The organism is Ereboglobus sp. PH5-5 (assembly GCF_029504805.1).
Taxonomy (GTDB): Bacteria; Verrucomicrobiota; Verrucomicrobiia; order Opitutales; family Opitutaceae; genus Ereboglobus.
The window spans coordinates 74,292-93,203 of sequence record NZ_JAQFIT010000009.1 but is presented as its reverse complement, the minus strand read 5'-3'; the positions used below and the strand labels follow the sequence as shown (position 1 = coordinate 93,203).

The 18,912-nt window shown below is 59.5% G+C and carries 15 protein-coding genes; 4 read left to right on the top strand and 11 right to left on the bottom strand.

Translation table 11 applies throughout. The features are described from left to right. Positions 1-42 precede the first annotated feature (42 nt). From M2103_RS07440 to nuoB, 8 genes are all read right to left on the bottom strand, one after another. Complete coding sequence (locus M2103_RS07440) at positions 43-1,929, bottom strand: 2Fe-2S iron-sulfur cluster-binding protein (protein ID WP_277509708.1); 1,887 nt, start codon at positions 1,927-1,929, stop codon at positions 43-45. Positions 1,930-2,029: 100 nt separating this feature from the next. After that, positions 2,030-2,461, bottom strand: a complete 432-nt coding sequence (locus M2103_RS07435; protein WP_277509707.1) for a four helix bundle protein — start codon at positions 2,459-2,461, stop codon at positions 2,030-2,032. 24 nt (positions 2,462-2,485) lie between these two features. Further along, positions 2,486-3,829, bottom strand: a complete 1,344-nt coding sequence (gene nuoF, locus M2103_RS07430) for an NADH-quinone oxidoreductase subunit NuoF (protein ID WP_277509706.1) — start codon at positions 3,827-3,829, stop codon at positions 2,486-2,488. Positions 3,830-3,977: 148 nt separating this feature from the next. Further along, the gene (locus tag M2103_RS07425; protein WP_108823746.1) at positions 3,978-4,487 is read right to left on the bottom strand and encodes an NAD(P)H-dependent oxidoreductase subunit E; all 510 of its coding nucleotides are present in this window, start codon (positions 4,485-4,487) and stop codon (positions 3,978-3,980) included. A gap of 55 nt (positions 4,488-4,542) precedes the next feature. Next, entirely contained in the window at positions 4,543-5,379 is an 837-nt protein-coding gene (locus M2103_RS07420; RefSeq protein ID WP_277509705.1) for a KilA-N domain-containing protein, read from the bottom strand. 217 nt (positions 5,380-5,596) lie between these two features. Further along, on the bottom strand, positions 5,597-6,871 hold the full coding sequence (nuoD, locus tag M2103_RS07415) for an NADH dehydrogenase (quinone) subunit D (protein ID WP_277509704.1): 1,275 nt from the start codon (positions 6,869-6,871) through the stop codon (positions 5,597-5,599). A gap of 137 nt (positions 6,872-7,008) precedes the next feature. Next, a complete protein-coding gene (locus M2103_RS07410) occupies positions 7,009-7,689 on the bottom strand; it encodes an NADH-quinone oxidoreductase subunit C (RefSeq protein ID WP_277509703.1) in 681 nt (226 codons plus the stop codon). Between the two features lie 81 nt (positions 7,690-7,770). Continuing rightward, positions 7,771-8,292, bottom strand: a complete 522-nt coding sequence (nuoB, locus tag M2103_RS07405) for an NADH-quinone oxidoreductase subunit NuoB (RefSeq protein WP_277509702.1) — start codon at positions 8,290-8,292, stop codon at positions 7,771-7,773. A gap of 256 nt (positions 8,293-8,548) precedes the next feature. On the opposite strand from nuoB, the gene M2103_RS07400 reads away from it, so the two are divergent. Both M2103_RS07400 and M2103_RS07395 read left to right on the top strand, forming a co-directional pair. After that, positions 8,549-9,535, top strand: coding sequence for an ABC transporter permease subunit (locus tag M2103_RS07400; RefSeq protein ID WP_277509701.1), 987 nt, complete (start codon positions 8,549-8,551; stop codon positions 9,533-9,535). Positions 9,536-9,722: 187 nt separating this feature from the next. Then, entirely contained in the window at positions 9,723-10,781 is a 1,059-nt protein-coding gene (locus M2103_RS07395) for an ABC transporter permease (RefSeq protein WP_277509700.1), read from the top strand. Between the two features lie 167 nt (positions 10,782-10,948). Here the strand turns inward: M2103_RS07395 and M2103_RS07390 are convergent, their stop codons facing one another. Continuing rightward, on the bottom strand, positions 10,949-12,652 hold the full coding sequence (locus tag M2103_RS07390) for a hypothetical protein (RefSeq protein ID WP_277509699.1): 1,704 nt from the start codon (positions 12,650-12,652) through the stop codon (positions 10,949-10,951). A 369-nt stretch (positions 12,653-13,021) separates the two neighbouring features. Further along, complete coding sequence (locus M2103_RS07385; protein ID WP_277509697.1) at positions 13,022-14,491, bottom strand: alkaline phosphatase; 1,470 nt, start codon at positions 14,489-14,491, stop codon at positions 13,022-13,024. 353 nt (positions 14,492-14,844) lie between these two features. Here M2103_RS07385 and M2103_RS07380 point away from each other — a divergent pair, with 353 nt between their 5' ends. Both M2103_RS07380 and M2103_RS07375 read left to right on the top strand, forming a co-directional pair. Continuing rightward, complete coding sequence (locus M2103_RS07380; protein WP_277509696.1) at positions 14,845-16,650, top strand: ABC transporter ATP-binding protein; 1,806 nt, start codon at positions 14,845-14,847, stop codon at positions 16,648-16,650. Between the two features lie 255 nt (positions 16,651-16,905). After that, positions 16,906-17,670 (top strand): phosphatase PAP2 family protein, encoded by a 765-nt coding sequence (locus tag M2103_RS07375; protein ID WP_277509695.1) that lies wholly within the window; start codon positions 16,906-16,908, stop codon positions 17,668-17,670. Between the two features lie 116 nt (positions 17,671-17,786). Here M2103_RS07375 and M2103_RS07370 read toward each other — a convergent pair whose 3' ends face one another. Next, positions 17,787-18,809: a LacI family DNA-binding transcriptional regulator gene (locus M2103_RS07370; protein ID WP_277509694.1), complete on the bottom strand. Its 1,023-nt coding sequence runs from the start codon at positions 18,807-18,809 to the stop codon at positions 17,787-17,789. Between the last annotated feature and the right edge of the window lie 103 nt (positions 18,810-18,912).

Below are 18,912 nucleotides of genomic sequence, written 5' to 3'. Positions count from 1 at the left end.
TTTTGTCGGCGTGTGATTGTTGTGCGCGCGTTTTTTGCAGTTTTATGGTCTGGCTTCTGACTCCTGCATTCTGGCTCCTGACTCCTCCTGCCGCTCCGCGGCAGGCTTGTAGTGCAGTCCCTCGGTTTCGGGGAAGGCGAGGTGGGCGAAACGGGTGGAGTCGAGGACGCGGCCGGTTTCGGGGATTGTCAGGTAGTCGAGACCGGCGAGTTCCGGGGTTTCCTCGGAGAGGCGGCTCCAGGCGGCGATGGGGCTGCCGGCAAAATCGTGCCCGCCGAGGCCCACGAGAATATGCGAGAGGACGACGAGGTCGTTGTGGGTGCCGGGATGGCCGGGGATGGCGGCCTTGGAGCGTTGCAGGCGGAACTGCTGGTTCACAAAACTGCTGTCTTTCTCGAACACGGTTTGCGTGGGGATGACAACTTTCGCGGCGGCGCTGGTGGCGTTGGCGTGCGTGCCGAGATAGATGATGGAAACTTTTGCGAGCTGTTCGGACGTGATGCCGGCTTCGGCGAGGTCTTCGTTGATGACGAGGAGCGTCTTGATTTTCCCGGCGTCGATGTCGGCGGCGAGTTGCGTGAGTTGCTGCTTGGGGAGCCCGGTGGCGAGGCCGCAGAGGAGCGCGCCGCGCGTGTTCGGCGTGCGGTCGGCGGAAACGAGAAGCCCGTCGCCCTGGCCGAGGTGCGCGGGGACGTGGATCGAGCCGGCGGGGATGCCGAGCTGGTCGGCGATTTTTTTGCAGAGGTATTGCTCAGCCATCGTGCTGCGGGCGGAGGCGACCAAGGCGATGGATTGCGTGGCACGGGCGACTCGCCCGTGAGGGTTGTGTGGCACGGACGACTCGTCCGTGCTTGGCGCGGCGGCGCCTGTTCGCATGGCCGGGTCGGCCATGCCACCCGACCCCATGGGCGAGTCGCCCATGCCACTCGATCCGGGCGCTACCGCGCCAGTGAGAAGGGATTTGGCTTGCGCGATGAGTTCGGCGAGCGGCGTCTCGGTGGTGAGTCGGTTTTCGGCGCGGACTTGTTTGTAGAGGAGGCGTCCGCTGTCGGGCATCCAGGTGTCGTTGACCTCGTCGTTGCGGCGCGGGGTGATGCGGTAGATTTGGCCTTCGCGCGACCAGACGACGGTGTTGGCGCCGGCGCTCGATTCGGTGTCGATGCTGTTGGTTTGCTTGAGAAACCAGACGCGCATCTTGAAGCGGAAATCGGTCGAGGTGAGCGCGCCGACGGGGCAGATATCGACGGTGTTGAGCGAGTAGTTGTTGGCGAGTTGTTTGCCGGGATAGCAGGTGAGCGTCGAGTGGCTGCCGCGGTCGATGAAACCGAGCACGTCGTCCTTCGCGATTTCCTTGGTGAAACGAATGCAGCGCGAGCAGAGGATGCAGCGCTCGTCGTCGAGCATGACGCGCGGGCCGAGCTGCGTGTGCTTGGGTTTTACGTTTTTATCCTCGATGTAGCGCGAGCGACCGCGCCCGTAGGCGATGGCTTGCTCCTGCAAATCGCATTCGCCGGCCTGGTCGCAAATGGGGCAGTCGAGCGGGTGGTTGACGAGGAGGAATTCCGTAACGGATTCGCGCGCCTGGCGCACCGCGGGCGTGGCGGTGCGAATGTGGAGGCCGGGCGTGGCGTTGGTGCCGCAGCCGATTTGGAGCTTGGGCATCCAGTTGATTTTTTGCCTGCCGGTGGCGGGGTCGATGACGGGCTGCCGGGTTTCGCGATCGACGGCGGGCACGCCCATTTCGACGAGGCACATGCGGCAGTTTCCGACGACGGGGAGTTTCGGGTGGTAGCAATAATGCGGCACGTTGACGCCGAGGAGTCGCGCGGCCTCGACGACGTTTGTGCCGCGCGGAACGGCGATGTCGCGACCGTCGATGTTGACGGTGACGAGGTCGGGGGTGGCGGCGGTGGCTGTTGGTGCGGACATTGGTGGAAGAGAAGAAAAGAAGAAGAAGAAATAGAATACAGGAGTCAGGAGTCAGGAGTCAGGAGCCGGAACTTCGGATGGCGAAAGATTGAGGGGAATTTCATGGGGAGGGCGCTTGGATGGCGTTGGTGTAGGCGGTGAGCAGGCGGCTGATCTCGGCTAGTTGATGGTTGAGTTCGGTGGTGTCACCGTAGTTCAGGTCGCGCGTCAGGATGAGATAGTAACGACACTCCTCAAGCGAGCCTTGGGCGATGTTGAAGAAGCGGCGTTTGTCCGCCGCGCCTGTTTTTTTATAGCCCTCGGCAATGTTGGCGGGAATGGAAACCGCGGCGCGCCGCAGCTGGCTGGTCAGCCCGTAGAGTTCGTGTGATGGAAACTTCGCGCTCAGCCGGTAAACTCCAAGCACCCACGCATGCGCCTTTTGCCAGACGATCAAATCCTCAAAAGTGCGCGAGGGAGCCCTCGAGCCCTCGAAGCCGGAGGTTTCCCTCCTGACTCCCGACTCCTGACTCCTGACTCCTTTTTGAATCATCGTTGGCATATCAATGGTCGAATTTTAGATTAACGGAACGCAGTCCGCTCCTCTCGGTGTTTTCTTTGTTTCGTAATAGTTGCCGAAATCCTCGGGGAATTTTTCAACGTAGCTTTGCGTGGGCCAGGCGCAGGCCTCGCCCATCGCGCAAATCGTGCGGCCGGGAATTTGGTCGGCGACGTTTTTCAACAGCGCGGCGTCCTCGGCGCGGGCGGCGCCGTGAACCATGCGCGCGGTGATGCGCTTCATCCAGAGCGAGCCTTCGCGGCAGGGCGTGCACTGGCCGCAGGATTCGTGCGCGTAGAAGGCGTTTATGTTGGCGAGCGCCTCGACCATGTTGACAGTGTCGTCCATCACAATCACGCCGCCGGAGCCGCCCATCGTGCCGCACGCGGCGAGTGTGTCGAAGTCCATCGGGATGTCCTCGACGGCGAGCGTGCGCGTGGAGCCGTCCTTGTTTTTGAGCGTGAAGGTTTCGCCGAAGCGAAGGATTTTCGACGAGGAGCCGCCGGGAATGACCGCCTTGAACGCGCGGCCGGGACGCGGGCCGCCGCACACGTCGTTGAGGAGCTGGCCGAGTGTGATTTTGCCGCACTCGAATTCGTAGTAGCCGGGACGTTGCACGTGGCCGGAGACGCAGTAGATGCGCGTGCCGGTATTGTTGGGCGTGCCGATTTTTGCGAAGGCCTCGCCGCCCATGTCGATGATGTGTTTTACGTGGCAGATGGTCTCGACGTTGTTGACGATGGTCGGACACTGGTAGAGGCCGAGGACGGCGGGGAAATACGGGGGCTTGATGCGCGGGTTGGCGCGCTTGCCTTCGAGCGATTCGATGAGGCCGGTTTCCTCGCCGCAGATGTAGGCGCCGGCGCCGCGGTGCACGTAGATTTCGCACGAGTAACCGGTGCCGAGGATATTCGGGCCGACGAGGTTTGCGGCGCGCGCCTCGGCGATGGCGCGCTCGAGGATGCGCGCGCCTTCGGGCATTTCGCCGCGGATGTAGATGTAGGCTTGCTTCACGTTGTTCGCGAAGCAGGTGATCATCGTGCCCTCGATGAGCTGGTGAGGGTCCTGGTGGATGATGTAGCGGTCCTTGAACGTGCCGGGTTCGGATTCGTCCGCGTTGACGACGAGGTAGATGGGCTTGCCGGATTTGCGATCGACGAGGTTCCACTTCACGCCGGCGGGAAAACCCGCGCCACCGCGTCCGCGGACACCGGATTTCTTGACCTCGTCAATGAGTTCGGCGGGAGGGCGGGCGACGGCCTTGCGGAGGACATCGTAGCCGCCGTTGCGCTGGTAGCACGCGAGGTCGTTGGAGTAACCGGGCTCGTCGATGTGCTTAAAAATGATGCGGCGTTGTTGCATGGGAGAAAAAGAATACAGGAGTCAGAACACAGAATACAGGAGTCAGGAGTCAGGAGTCAGGAGACGGAACTTCGGATGGCGAAAGATTGAGGGGAGTTTGGACATGGTATTTTGGTGCGCGCGATTGTTTGTATGCGTTTTCGAGGTCTTATGGTTTGGCTTCCGACTCCTGACTCCTGACTCCTGACTCCTTTTTGATCTCGTTCGCGAGATCAACGGCTTTCTGCTCGTCCACGTTTTCGTGGAGGGTTTCGTTGATCATCACGACGGGGGCGGTGCCGCAACTGGCGAGGCATTCGACAAACTCGATCGTCACCTCGCCGTCGGGCGTGACTTCGTCGAGTTCAACGCCGAATTCTTTTTTGAAGGTGTCGCAAACCTTGTAGCTGCCCATCAGCGCGCAGGAGAGCGTGCGGCAGACCTTGATGTGGCGGCGTCCGACGGGCTTGCGCTTGAACATCGGGTAAAAGGTGACGACTTCGTAAACATTGATCGGCTCGAGCTCCAGCTTGGCGGCAACCCACTCGATGGCTTCGTCGGGGATGTGCCCGATGTCCTCTTGTATGAGGTGCAACAACGGCAGCGTGGCGCTGCGCTTGGCGGCGTAGTGCGTTATGACCTCGTCGATTTGTTTGAGCGTTTCGGGTTTGAGATTCATCAGGTGGAAAAAAGTGGCGGGTAGCGAGTGGGAAACAGATTAAGAGGATGATGCTTTACTTTAGCCTTTTCAAACCGCTGGCTCCTAGCAACGACTTCATTTGTGCGATGGCGGTGGTGTTTAGTTGCACCAGACGTTCGCTTTGGGAAAGACCTTGGCGTATCAGAAGCGCGTTTATGCTTTCCATGTTTGAAAGGACGACGAGTTGTTCGAGCGTGGCGCCGTCGCGAATGCTCTCCTTTTTGGCGAGCGCAGGATTGGCGGCGCGCCATTGGGCGGCGGTCTTGCCAAAAAGCGCGACATTGAGCAAATCCGCCTCTGACGCATAAATGGCGGCGGCTTGCTCCTTGGTCACGGCAGCCGGAATTATCCGCTCGCTTATGGCGTCGGTATGGATGCGGTAATTGATTTTGGAAATGGTGCGCCGCAGACTCCATTCCAACCGTTGATGCCCGCTTTCCTCAATTTTCAGGCGCTTAAACTCGGTAATCAGGTATAGCTTAAATTCGGACGAAATCCACGAAGCGAATTCAAACGCAATATCCACATGCGCATAAGTGCCGCCATACCTGCCTGACTTGGAAACAATGCCAATAGCGTTTGTGGACGCAATCCATCGCTGCGGCGAAAGCACAAAAGAGTTGCTTCCCGCCTCCATTCTAAACCTCTCGAATTCGATAGGTTTAAAAGCGGGGTTGTTTAGTTTTTCCCAAAGACCGATGAACTCGATTGTGGCACGACTGCGCATCCAGTTGTTGATAATGGAAAAAGGCTCCACGGCGTTTCTGTGCCGGGCTATGTCCGTCAATGAAACGTAAGCACCCGCCGCCGCCGAATACAGCACGACTTCAGTCCCCTGGACGGTAATGGTGTCTTGTTTGGATTTAGCCATTGTTCGTCTCCGGTTTCATCAGAAAATACAAATTGGGTTAACCACGGAGGACACGAAGAAGCATAAAGGAAAAACCTTTTTAACCGAAGATGGACACGGATAAACGCGACTGAAATTTACGCCGTTTTGCCGGACTGAAAATCTGTGTTTATCTGTGTTCATCTGCGGTTGGTTATCTCCGTGGACTCCGTGGGCTCCGTGGTTGAAATGTTTTTGTTTACCTGTCGCAGTCGCCCATGACGAAGTCGAGCGAGCCGAGGATGGCGACGATGTCGGTCATCATCACTCCCTTGCAGAGCTTGGGTAAAATCGAGAGCGTGCAGAACGACGGGCTGCGGATTTTCATGCGCCACGGGACGCCGCCGCCCTTGCTCACGATGTAGAAACCGAGCGCGCCCTTGGGATTTTCCGCCTCGAAATACGCCTCGCCAGGAGGAATCTGCGGGCCGGTGGTCGTGATCATGAAGTTGTTGATCAACTCCTCCATTTTCGTGAGCACCTTGTCCTTGGGCGGCGCAAAAATGCGGCGCGCCTCCTCGGTGTCGTCCGCATACCAGGGGCCGTCGGGCATGTTTTTGATAATCTGGCGGACGATGCGCACGGACTGGCGCATTTCCTCGCCGCGGCAAAGATAGCGGTCGTAACAATCGCCCACGGTGCCGACGGGCACGTCGAACTCGTATTGTTCGTAGCCACTGTAGGGTTTGTCCTTGCGCAGGTCGAAGCTGATGCCGGAGCCGCGCAAGTTCGGCCCGGTGAGCCCGTAGGCGAGCGCGTCCTCCTTCGAAATGACGGCGACGCCGACGGTGCGGTCCATGAAGATTTTGTTGCGCGTGAGCATCGCGAGCATCTCCTCGAGGCGCGGGAGAAACTGGTCGCAAAAATCGCTGACACGTCCGAGCCAGCCTTCGGGCAGATCGCGGGTGACGCCGCCGATGCGCGTGTAGCTGGTGGTCAGGCGCGCGCCGGTCAGCTCCTCGAAAAGCGTGTAAAGTTTTTCGCGCTCGGTGAACTGGTAGAGGAAGGGCGTCCACGCGCCGGTATCCATCGCGAACGATCCGTAGCCGAGCAGGTGCGACGATATGCGGGCGAGCTCGGCGACGAGCACGCGAATCGCGGCGCAACGCGGCGGGACTTTCAGGCCGGCGAGTTTTTCGACGGCGAGGACATAGGCGACATTGTTGGCGAGCGGGGCGAGGTAATCGAGCCGGTCCGTGTAGGGCACGAACTGGTTGTAGGTCATGTTCTCGGCGATTTTTTCGTCGCCGCGGTGCAAGTAGCCGATGACCGGATCGCAATGGGAAACATCATCGCCGTCGAGTTCGAGCTGGAGCCGGAGCACGCCGTGCGTCGATGGATGCGAGGGCCCCATCGAGAGTGACATTTTTTCGGTGTCAAAAATGGGCGCGTCGTCGGGCAAGTGGCCGGCGGCGACAGCGGCGGCGCTGGCGTTCTTGGCGGCGTTGTCCTGAAAAGTGTATTCGGTGGGCATGAGGGAAAGGCTGAAAGACTGAAGGACTGAAAGGCTGAAATTTTCGGAGCTTCGGTGGTGTTGGATTTTAAATGGCTTGGTGCTGGTTTTCTGGCCTCTGGCTTTCTGGCTTCTGGCCTTCTGTTTTTTTTCAGCCTTCAGGCTTTCAGGTTTTCAGGCTTTGGATTCTCCTCGCTCCAGCTTTGGTCCTTTGCGCGCGGCTCGGACTCGGCGAGGTTGAGGTTTCCGGTGGAGGCGACAAACGGGCCGCCGGCCATCGGGGCGGCAATAAGCCGGGCTTTCGTTTCGGCCTCGACCTCCGGATCGGGCAGCTCGTCGTCCATGCCGGCGAGCGGGAATTCCTTGCGCAACGGATGGTGCGGATAGCCGTCCCACATGAGGATGCGGCGCAAATCGGGATGGCCGGTGAAAACGATGCCGAACATGTCGAACGTCTCGCGCTCGTGCCAGTTCGCGGCGGGCCAGATGCCCGCGACGCTGGGCATTTCCGGCTCGGTGTCGCTCGCGCAATCGGCCGCGACACGCAGGCACACGCCGGGATTGATCGTAACCGAAAGCAAATGCCACACGACGGTGAAGCGCGGCGACGCGCCCTCCGCCCAATCGACCGCCGTCAAATCCGAAAGCATTTCGTAACCGTGCTCGTCGCGCAGATACGTGAGAATCGCCATCGCGGCGTCGGCGGGCACGTTCACCGCGGGATGGTCGGCGGAGGCGCGCGGTGTGATCTTCTCCGCGCTTTGCGGAAATTTCTCGCGCAAAGTGGCGACGATCCCGGAAGTCGCGGTGGTGTTTGTTTCGGAAATTGCGTCGGACATTTTTTGAGAATTATTTCTGAATCCTTGGTCTCTTATCTGGCCTCTGGCATTCTGGCTTTCTGGTTCTCCGGCCTCTGAACCCTACCCCTTGTGTTCCTCCTTGAAGAGCATCCTGGCGGAAGGTTCGCGGCGGATTTTTTCCTGCATCTTGATGAGCGCATCGAGAATCGCCTCCGGACGCGGCGGGCAGCCGCTGATGTAAACATCGACTGGCAAAATCCGGTCCACGCCCTGCATGGTCGAGTAGCTGCGATACATGCCGCCGGTGCTTGCGCACGCGCCCATGGCGATCACCCATTTCGGCGACGCCATCTGGTCATAAATGCGGCGGATGTGCGGGGCCATCTTGTAAGTCACCGTGCCGGCCACGATCATGCAGTCCGACTGGCGCGGCGAAAAGCGCATCACCTCGGCGCCGAAGCGGGCAATGTCGAAGCGCGCCCCGCCGGCCCCCATGAGCTCGATGCCGCAGCAAGCGAGTCCCATCGGCATGGGCCAGATCGAGTTGGAGCGTATCCAATTGATCACCGCATCAATGCGCGTGACGACGATGTCGCCCTCGATCGCCGAGTTGTAAGTCGCTTCTTTGTTTGCAGTAACCATCGTAGTAAAAATGACAATTTTCAGCCGGAAGCGGCAAACGTAATGCCGCCCCCACCTCATGCAAGGCCTTTTATGCCACGTGCCGCGTTTGGGGCGTAATTCGAAATAAATCCAAGTTGCGGCAAGGCGTCCGGACGCGTCCATCCACGAAAACTTGCCCCGTGAAACTTTCTTCTTCACGCCGCCGCATTGAGCGTGTCTTATTTGCGGCTTTCAGTTTTGCGGCATTGGCGCCGCTCCCGCCTCACTCCAACCGATGACACGTTTTTTCATTTCACGATTCCTGCAGACGCTGCTCGCGTTGTTTGTCATCGTCACGGCGACGTTTTTCATGTCGCGCTTCGCGCCGGGCGGGCCGTTCACCGCGGAAAAATCCACCACGCCCGAAATCGAGGCCAACATGAAAGCCTACTACAACCTCGACAAGCCCCTCTGGTGGCAATACCGCAAATACCTCCTGGACGTGATGCCGAAAACCTTCCGCCCCACCCTGCTCTTTTCCGGCGGCGGCGTCATCGACCTCAAGGCCGGGCTCGGCATGGACTTCGGCCCGTCCTACAAATACGCCAACCGCACCGTCAACGAGATCATCGCCGAAAAACTCCCCGTCTCCATCCAGCTCGGCGCGCCCTCGCTGCTCATCGCGCTCGGCATCGGCATCTCGCTCGGCGTCGTCGCCGCGCTCCGGCACAACACCTGGGTCGATTACGCCGCGTCCACGTTCGGCATGGTTGGGCTCGCCGTGCCCACGTTTGTCGTCGGGCCGCTGTTTGTGCTCATCTTCGCGCTCAATCTGCACTGGTTCAACGCGTCCGGCTGGTATACGCCGCAGGATCGCGTGCTGCCCTGTGTCATCCTCGGCCTCGCCTACGCCGCGCCCATCGTGCGGCTCACGCGCGGCGGAATGCTCGAGGTGCTCAACCAGGATTTCATCCGCACCGCGCGCGCCAAGGGCGCGTCGGAGGCGCGCGTTGTTTTCCGCCACGCGCTGCGCGGCGGCCTGCTGCCCGTCGTGTCCTATCTCGGCCCCGCGGTGGCAAACATCCTCACCGGGTCGTTTGTCATTGAAATGATCTTCCAGATTCCCGGCCTCGGCCGCGAGTTCGTGAACAGCGCCTTCAACCGCGACTACTTCATGATCCTCGGCACCGTGATCCTCTACGCCACGCTCATCATGACGCTCAACCTCCTCGTTGACATCGTGCAGGCGTGGATGAACCCGAAGGTGCGACTCGAAAACTGACCATGATTCCAAACAAAAAGAACCGCGAATGGACGCGAATGAACGCGAATAAAGATCCTCGGGGCAAGCCCCGAGGTATTGAACCTGTTCCGAATAATCACAAACCCGGCCGAACGCGTTTTCCATTTGCCGTGGTTTATTCGCGTTCATTCGCGTCCATTCGCGGTTGAAAAAAATTGCCAAAAAAATGTCCGCCGCCGCACCGCTCACACACGCCGCCGCCGAGCCGCTTGAAAAAGGCAGCTCGCTCTGGCACGACGCATGGCTGCGACTGCGCAAAAACCACCTCGCGCTCTTCGGCGCCGGCGTCATGCTGGCGCTCGTCCTCATCTGCATTGGCGGCTGGCTTTTCGGACAACCCTATTACGATCAAAACATCTACCTCGCCAACGCCGCGCCCGGCTCCATCGGCATCCGCGTCACACCCGACGACAGCCCGTATGATTTTGCGACGTTTGAAATGCTCGACGACGAGGGCGTGTTCACCGACGCGCCCGAATCGCAGGCGCTGCGCGCCGCGCTTCTCGGCGGCAAAACAATCCGCATCGGCGACAACCAGTATTCGCGCAACCACCACCTGCTCGGCACCGACAAGCTCGGACGCGATCTCTTCGCGCGCCTCTGCTGGGGCGGACTCATCTCGCTCGGCGTCGGGCTCGCCGCGACCGCCGTCGCGCTCATCATCGGCGTGACCTACGGCGCCATCGCTGGATTTTTCGGCGGCAAGCTCGACGCCTTCATGATGCGCGTCGTGGACATCATGTATTCGCTGCCCTTCACGATTTTCGTGATTCTGCTCATGGTGCTTTTCGGGCGGCACTTGATATTGCTTTTCGCGGCGATCGGCGCGGTCGAATGGTTGACCATGGCGCGCATCGTGCGCTCGCAAGTCATGGCGATCAAGCGCATGGAGTTCATCGAGGCGGCGCGTTCGCTCGGATTTGGAAGGCGGCGCATTATTTTCCGCCACATCCTGCCGAACATCCTCGGGCCGGTGATTGTGTATATCACGCTCACGATTCCGTCGGTGATGCTGCTTGAGGCGTTCCTGAGTTATCTCGGCCTCGGCGTGCAGCCGCCGATCAGCTCGCTCGGCGTGCTGATAAAAGAAGGCTCTGAAGTCATGGAGGAATACAGCTGGCAGCTCATGTATCCGGCGGCGATTTTTTCGCTGATGATTTTCTCGCTAAACTTCCTCGGCGACGGCCTCCGCGATGCGCTCGACGTGAAGGCGTCGAAGGATTGAGTCGCGGCGGAAAATCCCCGTGGGGGCGCACCTGGCGTGCGCCCTCGTTCGCGAAAAACTGTTTGCGGACGCTTCCCCAACTCGGGCGGGCGCGAGGGCGCACGCAAGGTGCGCCCCTACGAAATCGCGGACGGTCGCCCGATTCGGGACGCTTGCTTTTGCCCGTGTTATCTTCGCTGCTTTTCCATCAGATCCCGGAACTTTTTGTCCCTCGTGAGATTGCTCACAATGAGATTGCCGATGCCCTCCGCCGTTGCCTTTCCCGGTGACGCTTTCAGCGCCTTCGAAATGTGCGCATCAATCAGTTTTCGAACGGAGGAGTCATTGAGCATGCGCTCCAGGTCTTTTTGCGAAATTTTGTCCCCCTTCAGGGCATGGCCGACGCGCAAATAAAAATTTTTGTCCAGCCATATGTTCAAGCTCATTATCTGTTCGAGATGGGAATACACCTTGTTTGCGAGGTGCTTTACCAAGTTCCCCTCGTCGGTGATCGAGGCCAGCCCCTTCATTATTGCCGTAATGAGGGTTTCAGCCAAAGAGTCCATTGCCTTCGCGACAAACTCGGTAAGATCGGCGAGGCTGACGTTTTTGAGCCAGCCGTGCCTAAACTTAGGCGCAAGGATTTTGGCAACATCGGGCGAGAATTTCCTGAACACTTTATCCAGCGAAGTTTGGCCAAAAATCCCTCCGAAAGCCGCGCTGACAATGAATTCCTTCGCTGTGTCATAAAATACTTGGTCGCGCGCCGACGCCCAGCCCTTGCTTGTTCCAGCGAAGACTTTGCCCAGCTCATTCGAGGCGCTTTTTATTGTCTCGATGCCGGCATCCGTAAATGGATCGCCTCTGCCTCCGGTTCTCATTGAAGTGAGGATTTTCAGCACCTCAAAGGTGCCGTCACGAAAAATCTCAACCCCCTTGCAAACGGTTTCAAGTATCTCCACCGAGGTCCACGTCTTCTTCGTAAATTCCCTGAGCTCGCGGGTTCCCTTGATGATATGCTCGCACGCTTTGTTTCGCGATGAAATCACACCGTCAAAGTCCCCCTGGCTGTTGTATCGCGCAAGGTTGGAGAGTTCAGCCCTGGCGTTGTTGGCCTGATTCAACACACCTTTTGGCGGGGTGATCAAGGGGTTCTTATTTTCCTTAACGATGGCGTTATACATGGACTCGAGGGCGTCCACCCGCCGATGCAAGGCTCCCGCGTCCTTGGTGAACACATCCTTGGCTTGCTTGATTGCCGCATCAATGACGGCTTGCTGTTTCTTGCGTTTTTCGGCCGCCGCTTTCCGCTCTTTTTGCTCCCGCTCCCGCTGACTTTCCGCATGGGCGATTTCTGACAGGGCCACCGCGGCTTTGGCAACCACGCTCTTGAACGCGGAATCCTTTGACGCGGCCGCAATGATCTCGGCCCTGATGGGTTTCTTCCTTGCGATTGCAACACGGGCGGCATCCCTGACTATTCGTTTCAAGGCGCCCGCGCCCCCGCCGTCCATGGCATCCGTCACCGCCTCGGCGTTCATGAGCAATATGTCCCCCTTATGCGAGTCGGCAAACTCGATGAAAAAGTAGTCCTCCACCCACCTGTTCAAATCCTTGAACGGGCATTGTTTTGCGACGCCATCCGCGAGCGATTTGACAAGCTTGTCCGGTATGGCGGGCGACACTCCGTTTGTTTTCTCAAACGCCGCGACGGTGTCGTTCACAAGTTTCAGGCCGCCCGCCTTGGCCCACAGGACGACAAGTTCCTCTGCGTCACTTTTGGCGAGCCACTTTCCCGAGTCGATCATGGGTGCGGCTTTTTTGGCGGTTTCTGCGATTAATTTGGCGAGCCTGGCCTTGTCGTCCAATATGGATTTTTGTGTCGGAGGCATGATGGTTTATGGTGTTTGGTTGTTATGACAGGCTTGTGGCAAAACCCTGTCGTGTTTTTTGACTTGCAAGGAACAAGGCGAAACCGGGGAGACATCGCCTTTTGGCGTTGACGGCGAAAGCAGAACTGACGTTGGAGGCGACCAAGATGATGGGGGCGTTTTGCGCGGGTATCAATTTTATTCTCTCGAGGGCAAGCCGCCGGGCCGGGACACGCCCATGCCTTGCTTTTTAACATGACGCAGGAGTCGCGCCGCGCCGAAAAAACCCCGCGGGGGCGCACGCAAGGCGCGCCCTCGTTTGCGAAAAACTGTTTGCGAACGCATCCCCAACTCGGGCGGACGCGAGGGCGCACGCCAGGTGCGCCCCTACTAAGCAGCGGCGGCCTGTTTGCCGCTTCGCGAGAGGCCCAACGCGCCGGCCATGACGCCGAAGAGTTCCGTGTTTTGCATCAATCCGCAAACGGGCTCGCTGCCGGGGCCGATCGCCGACAGCTCCACATGGTCGCTGGTGTGCGCGATGCCGGTCCAGCCAATCGACGTGTAGTTCGCCATCAACTGGCCGAGCGTAATCGTGGCGCGGTTGCGCACGCGGTATCCCTCGCGCGGCGCAGGGTCCTTTTTCAACGCCCGCATGAGCAGTTCGATTTCGTCGTCGAGCAGCTCGATGCCGGTCGCGGTTTTCACGCGGTTGCGAATCTGCGCGGGCGAGCTCTTCTTGGAAATCTTCGAGCGCACCCATCTGTTGCTCCGGCAAAAATCGCCCAGTCGGTCAAAACACTTCTGCGTGTCGCCGTAACTGCCGCCGCGGCTGTCGAAACTGCCGCCGGTTCCGTTCAGGCCGGGATTCGAGTTGCCGTGGTCGGTCGTGACAATGACCAGCGTGTCGTCGCGTCCGGCGGCAAACTCAAGCGCCGCGCCCACGGCGTCGTCGAAGTCAATCATTTCGTGTATCAGCGCGCCGATGTCGTTGGCGTGCGCGGCGTAGTCCACGCCCGATCCCTCGATTTGCATGAGGAAGCCGCCGGGGTGCCCTGCCATGCGGGCGATGGCGGCGCGCGCCATCTCGGAGAGCGACGGAATCGACTCCTTGAGCGCCGCGTCCGCCTTCCGGTCAATCGCGTATGGCAGGTGGTCGTCGTCAAACACACCGAGCAGCCGCCCGCCGTTCGACGCCAAAAGCTCCTCGCGGTTGCGCAACACACTGTATCCGTTGTTTGAATACTCGATGAGGAGGTCGCGCTCGTCGTTGCGTTTTTCGGAATCAAAAAAACGCACGCCGCCCCCGAGCAACACGTCGTAGCGCGCGTCGAGATACTGGATCGCTATGTCGCCCTCGTCCACGCGCGACTCGATCGACGCGCCAAAACCCGCGGGCGTGGCATGCGTGAGGCGCGCCGTGGTGACAAGCGCGGTGCCGATGCCCGCCTCGGCCGCGAGGCGCAGGATGGGCTTGTGCAGGCGCCCGTCGGGAGTCTGGTTGAGCGCGCCGTTTTTGACCTTGTGGCCGCAGCCCCACGCCGACGCGGCGGCGGCGGAATCGGTCACGAGCGCGTTGGCCGAGCAGGTGTCCATCAGGGCGCGGCGGACATTGGGATATTTTTTATACATCCCGAGCCAGTGCGTGCCGCGGTTTTCGAAACGGCGCAGGTAGCGCTCCGTCATCGTGAGCGTGCCGAGGCTCATGCCGTCGGACACGAGCAGGATGACATTGCGGGCGCGCCGCGGCCCGGCGGTGATCGCGACGGATGGCGCGGATGCCGAACCGCGCAAGCCTGTTGAGAGCAAAACGGAACCGGCGATACCGGTGCGGAGAAAATCGCGGCGGGTAAACTTGGACATGCGGCGTATGGTTACGCATCGAAAAAACAAAATCAACATGCGGATGTCGTTTTCATTGCCATTATTTATTCACAAACACGGTGATTTTCAAACAGCAGAAAGGAGCACGGAGGCCCGCAGAGTTTTTTGGGGCCCGCAAGACGTCACACATCCACATCAAAACGAACACAAAAAATACCGACCACGGATTACACGGATTATCACGGATAAATACAAAACAGCGGAGTCTGCATCCGTGCAAATCCGTGTAATCCGTGGTTAAAAAACAATCCTCCTTTTGCGAAATCTCATCTCGCGCCCGCTGGCGGGATCGTTCAGCGTGTGCGGCAATTCACGTCATAGCAAACCGCCGCATGAAGCGTTTCATTCCCTATTACTCGCACCTCAAGCAAGTCCGCTGGCCCTTTATCGGCGGCATTTTCTTCGGCATCTGTTTCGGCATCTCGAGCGGTTTCGGGATTCCGTTCATGCTGAAAAAAGTGCTGCCCGCGCTTTTCCCCGACACCGGCGAGGGCGTCACTCCGCTTGTGCTTTTGTCCGGCGAGGAGGCCTCGTGGATGCCCGCCATCATCGTGCCCGAGCAATACGTCCTCATTGTCGCGCTTTTCCTGCTTCCGGTGACGTTTTCGATACGCGGCATCAGCCAGTTTCTCAACGCCTACCTGCTCAACTACGCCGGCCTGCGCGTCCTCGAGTCCATACGCGCCGACATCTTCGCGCACTTGCAGTTTCTGCATCTCGACTATTTCCGCAAACACAAGTCGGGCGATCTCATCAGCCGCGTTTCAAACGACACCACGGTCGTCAAGGGCGTGATCGTCGAGGCCACCAACGACATTCTCATCCAGCCCTTCACGCTCATCGGCGCCATGGGTTATCTTGTTTGGGAAACCTTGCAGCATCCCGAGGTGCTGCACTTCCTCGCCTGCCTCCTGGTGGTGCCGCTCTGCATTCTTCCCATTCGCTACGTGGGCAAAAAAACCCTGCGCAAATCCCAGGCGATGCTCGGCCAGGCGGGCGAGCTCAACGCCATCCTCACCGAAAGCCTCCAGTCGCCGCGCGACATCCGCGCCTACAATCTCGAACAGCGCGAAATCTCCCGCTTCCGCCAGCAAGTGCGGAAGTTTTTTAAACTTCAACTGAAGGTCGTCAAATACGACAAGATGCTCTCGCCCATCATCGAGGTCGTCGCCGCCTTCGGCATTTCCCTTGCCATCTACCAAATCCACGGCAGCGGCCTGGACCAGGAATCCGTCATCGCGCTCATCGGCGCGCTCTATTTCGCCTACACGCCCATCAAAAAACTCGGCGGCCTCAACAACCGCATCCGCCAGGGCGAATCCGCGCTCAACCGCATCGAGGAGGTTCTCTACTCGCCCATCGAAGTCGCCTCGCCCGCAACCCCGGCGCCCATTCCCGCCGGCGGGGGCGATGTCGCCTTTGAAAACGTCACGTTCGGCTACGACCCGGAAAATCCCATCCTCAAGGATGTCAGCATCGGCATTCGCACCGGGGAAATCGTCGCGCTAGTCGGGGCCACCGGCGCGGGCAAGAGCACCTTCATCAACCTCATCCCGCGCTTCTACGACGTCACCTCCGGCCGCATCACGCTCAACGGAATCGACCTTCGCAAAGCCTCGCTCGCCGACCTGCGCAGTCACATCGCGCTCGTCTCGCAGCAACCCATTCTTTTCAACGACACCATTTACAACAACATCCTGCTCGGGCGCCCCGATGCCTCGCGCGCCGAGGTCGAGGAGGCGGCCCGCCGCGCCTATGCGTTTGAATTTATCACCGGACTTCCCGAAGGCTGGGACACCATTGTCGGCGAGCGCGGCGACCGGCTCTCCGGCGGACAACGCCAGCGCATCGCCATCGCGCGCGCGTTCCTTCGCAACGCGCCCATCCTGATACTCGACGAGGCCACCAGCGCGCTCGACACCGAGTCCGAGGCGCAAGTGCAAGGCGCGCTCGAGGAGCTCACCCGCGGCAAGACGACGTTCATCATCGCGCACCGTTTCAGCACGATTCGCAACGCGACCAAAATCCTCGTCCTCGACCAAGGCCGCATCATCGCCACCGGCACCCACGCCGAGCTCTACCAAGACAGCCCCGTCTACAAAAACCTCTACGATTTGCAGACGGTGAGCGCGGGGTGAATCCGGATGTGTTTCGTAGGGGCGCACCTTGCGTGCGCCCTCGTTTGCGGAAAACCGCAGCTAACATTCGCACAAAGCGGGCTAACGTCAGGGCGCACGCAAGGTGCGCCCCTACAATTTGGTTTCGCAACCGCGTGACGCCGCGCCCGCAATCGTCCTCCGCAAATCAACGCATTCACTGGAATAAAGGTTTGGTTCGGCCCTTCCGCTTGGTAACGTGGCGCGTTTTTTATTAACCCTCATCATTACCCGAGCATGAATCTGAAACACGCATTCCACGCGGCGGTCATCTCCGCGACATTGTTTTTCCCTGCCGCGCTTTTCGCGGACGACGCGCCGTTTTACACCAGGGATCCGATGGACATCGTCGCGCAACTTCCCCCGCCGCCGTCCGATGACTCGCCCGCCGGAATGGCGGATTTGGAAACCATTCTCCAAGTGCAAAAGGACCGGACGCCGGAGCAGGTGAAGCGCGCGACCAGCGTTGCCGGAAACACAACATTTTCGATGGGAGCGCATGTCTTCGGGCCGGAGTTCACGCCTGAGAATCTTCCCCGCGTGTCGGCGATTCTTTACAAGGCTCGCCTGGGACTGCGCAAGGTGCTCCAACCGGCGAAAAAAAACTGGAGCCGTGAACGTCCCAGCGTGAGGGACGGGCGCGTCGAGCCCTGCGTGGCGATTCCAAAGGCCAACAATTATTATTCCTATCCGAGCGGCCATTCCTCGGCGGAGGCGTTGTTTTTTGCCTTTTATAGCGAGGCCATGCCCGAGTATGCGGCGCTTTTTGAGGACTATGTCCGGGAGACGATGTGGTGCCGGGTGATCGGCGGCGTGCATTATCCGACGGATACGCAAGCCGGGAACATGCTCGGGAAACTGGTGGCGGAGGAAATGCTGAAGAACCAGTCAACGCGGAATGCAATCGCAGAAATGCGCGCGGAGATTCTTTCTTTTCTGAAGAAAAATCCGGACGCGTTGGAGCGGGCGGAGGCGGCGAAAAAGAAAGCGGCGCGCCGGTAGCGTGCCATATCATTTTCAGAAGAAATTAAGGTAGGGCGGTTTCGCCGAAACCGCCGTGTTTGCATTCAATATTCCCGGCACGCTCGACGAGCGCGCCCCACCCTTCCGGAGTCTGATTACGGCGCGTCTTTCCAGATGCCGTCCATCAACATCGAGACCGGACATTCGGGGACGCCGAGGTTGTTTGCGTGCATTTGGGCGACCACCATGTCCACGGCGTTTGCCGCAAGCTCGTCGTTGCGCAAATTGACCCCGGAGAGGACGCCCTGCGGATGCCATTCAAGCGTGATTATCTTGCGGGTCTTGGGCGATATTTTGCGTATCAACTCGACTGCCTGCCGGTCGATTTGCCACGCCATTATCAGCACGTCCGGCTTTGTTTTTCGCAGCCATTTTTCCATTGGCGAAAAGTCCTTGGGCGTTCCGTAGGCGACGCATTTCATCGCATCTTTTGGATTCGGGTGGTTCGTGATGAACGCGGCCGTCTGCATGAAGTGGATGCGCTCCTGCACCTCCTGGTTGAGAATGATCGCCGGGCGGGTGTGCCCTTCCTTGCCCAGGCGTTCGAGCACCCGCCACACGCTCCGGTAATGAAAATGCGCCGAGCGGCTTATGGACGGCGTGAACTCCGTGTGGCCGATGACCGCCGTCGCAAAGGGGCTCCAATCCCAATCCAGTGCAATGCTCCCGCGACAATCCATCGGCGCGAAAATGACGCCGGAAATTCCGCGGGAGACCAGTATCTTCCACAGGCGCGCCGGGGACAGCCCGTCCCCGAAGAGCCGGAACTGGTCAAGCGTGCAGCCGTGCTGCTCCGCCCGGCGCGTCACGCCGAGCAGGATGTTTTTTGCGAATTCCCGCGTGGCCGTGGCCAGTCCGGACAATTCGCGCGGGGTGTTGATCCATACCAGGGCGAGGGTTTCCCCTTTTTCAAGACGCCTCCCTCGCCGGATGTTTGCCATGAGCGATTTGATGCGCAAGTCGGGCTTGTAGCCGAGCTCCGCGGCCACCTTTCGCACACGCTCCACGGTCGCGCGCGAGATGTTCGGATGTCCGCGCAATGCGTAGGAAGTGCCGCCAATGCTCAACCCCGCAGCCTTCGCGACATCCGTGAGGGTAACCTTTATGAGCTTCGACATGCCGCCGAAGTTTTCAGGCGGAAATTGCGCGGTCAAGCACTGCCGCCCGAGCGGACATTAACGCTTTCAGTTCGCTTTGCGTTTCATTTGTTGCGCAAGCCTG

Excerpts from the sequence above, each read along its gene's own strand:
- M2103_RS07440 (WP_277509708.1), bottom strand. The coding sequence starts at position 1,929 with ATGTCCGCACCAACAGCCACCGCCGCCACCCCCGACCTCGTCACCGTC.
- M2103_RS07435 (WP_277509707.1), bottom strand. The coding sequence starts at position 2,461 with ATGATTCAAAAAGGAGTCAGGAGTCAGGAGTCGGGAGTCAGGAGGGAA.
- nuoF (WP_277509706.1), bottom strand. The coding sequence starts at position 3,829 with ATGCAACAACGCCGCATCATTTTTAAGCACATCGACGAGCCCGGTTAC.
- M2103_RS07425 (WP_108823746.1), bottom strand. The coding sequence starts at position 4,487 with ATGAATCTCAAACCCGAAACGCTCAAACAAATCGACGAGGTCATAACG.
- M2103_RS07420 (WP_277509705.1), bottom strand. The coding sequence starts at position 5,379 with ATGGCTAAATCCAAACAAGACACCATTACCGTCCAGGGGACTGAAGTC.
- nuoD (WP_277509704.1), bottom strand. The coding sequence starts at position 6,871 with ATGCCCACCGAATACACTTTTCAGGACAACGCCGCCAAGAACGCCAGC.
- M2103_RS07410 (WP_277509703.1), bottom strand. The coding sequence starts at position 7,689 with ATGTCCGACGCAATTTCCGAAACAAACACCACCGCGACTTCCGGGATC.
- nuoB (WP_277509702.1), bottom strand. The coding sequence starts at position 8,292 with ATGGTTACTGCAAACAAAGAAGCGACTTACAACTCGGCGATCGAGGGC.
- M2103_RS07400 (WP_277509701.1), top strand. The coding sequence starts at position 8,549 with ATGACACGTTTTTTCATTTCACGATTCCTGCAGACGCTGCTCGCGTTG.
- M2103_RS07395 (WP_277509700.1), top strand. The coding sequence starts at position 9,723 with ATGTCCGCCGCCGCACCGCTCACACACGCCGCCGCCGAGCCGCTTGAA.
- M2103_RS07390 (WP_277509699.1), bottom strand. The coding sequence starts at position 12,652 with ATGCCTCCGACACAAAAATCCATATTGGACGACAAGGCCAGGCTCGCC.
- M2103_RS07385 (WP_277509697.1), bottom strand. The coding sequence starts at position 14,491 with ATGTCCAAGTTTACCCGCCGCGATTTTCTCCGCACCGGTATCGCCGGT.
- M2103_RS07380 (WP_277509696.1), top strand. The coding sequence starts at position 14,845 with ATGAAGCGTTTCATTCCCTATTACTCGCACCTCAAGCAAGTCCGCTGG.
- M2103_RS07375 (WP_277509695.1), top strand. The coding sequence starts at position 16,906 with ATGAATCTGAAACACGCATTCCACGCGGCGGTCATCTCCGCGACATTG.
- M2103_RS07370 (WP_277509694.1), bottom strand. The coding sequence starts at position 18,809 with ATGTCGAAGCTCATAAAGGTTACCCTCACGGATGTCGCGAAGGCTGCG.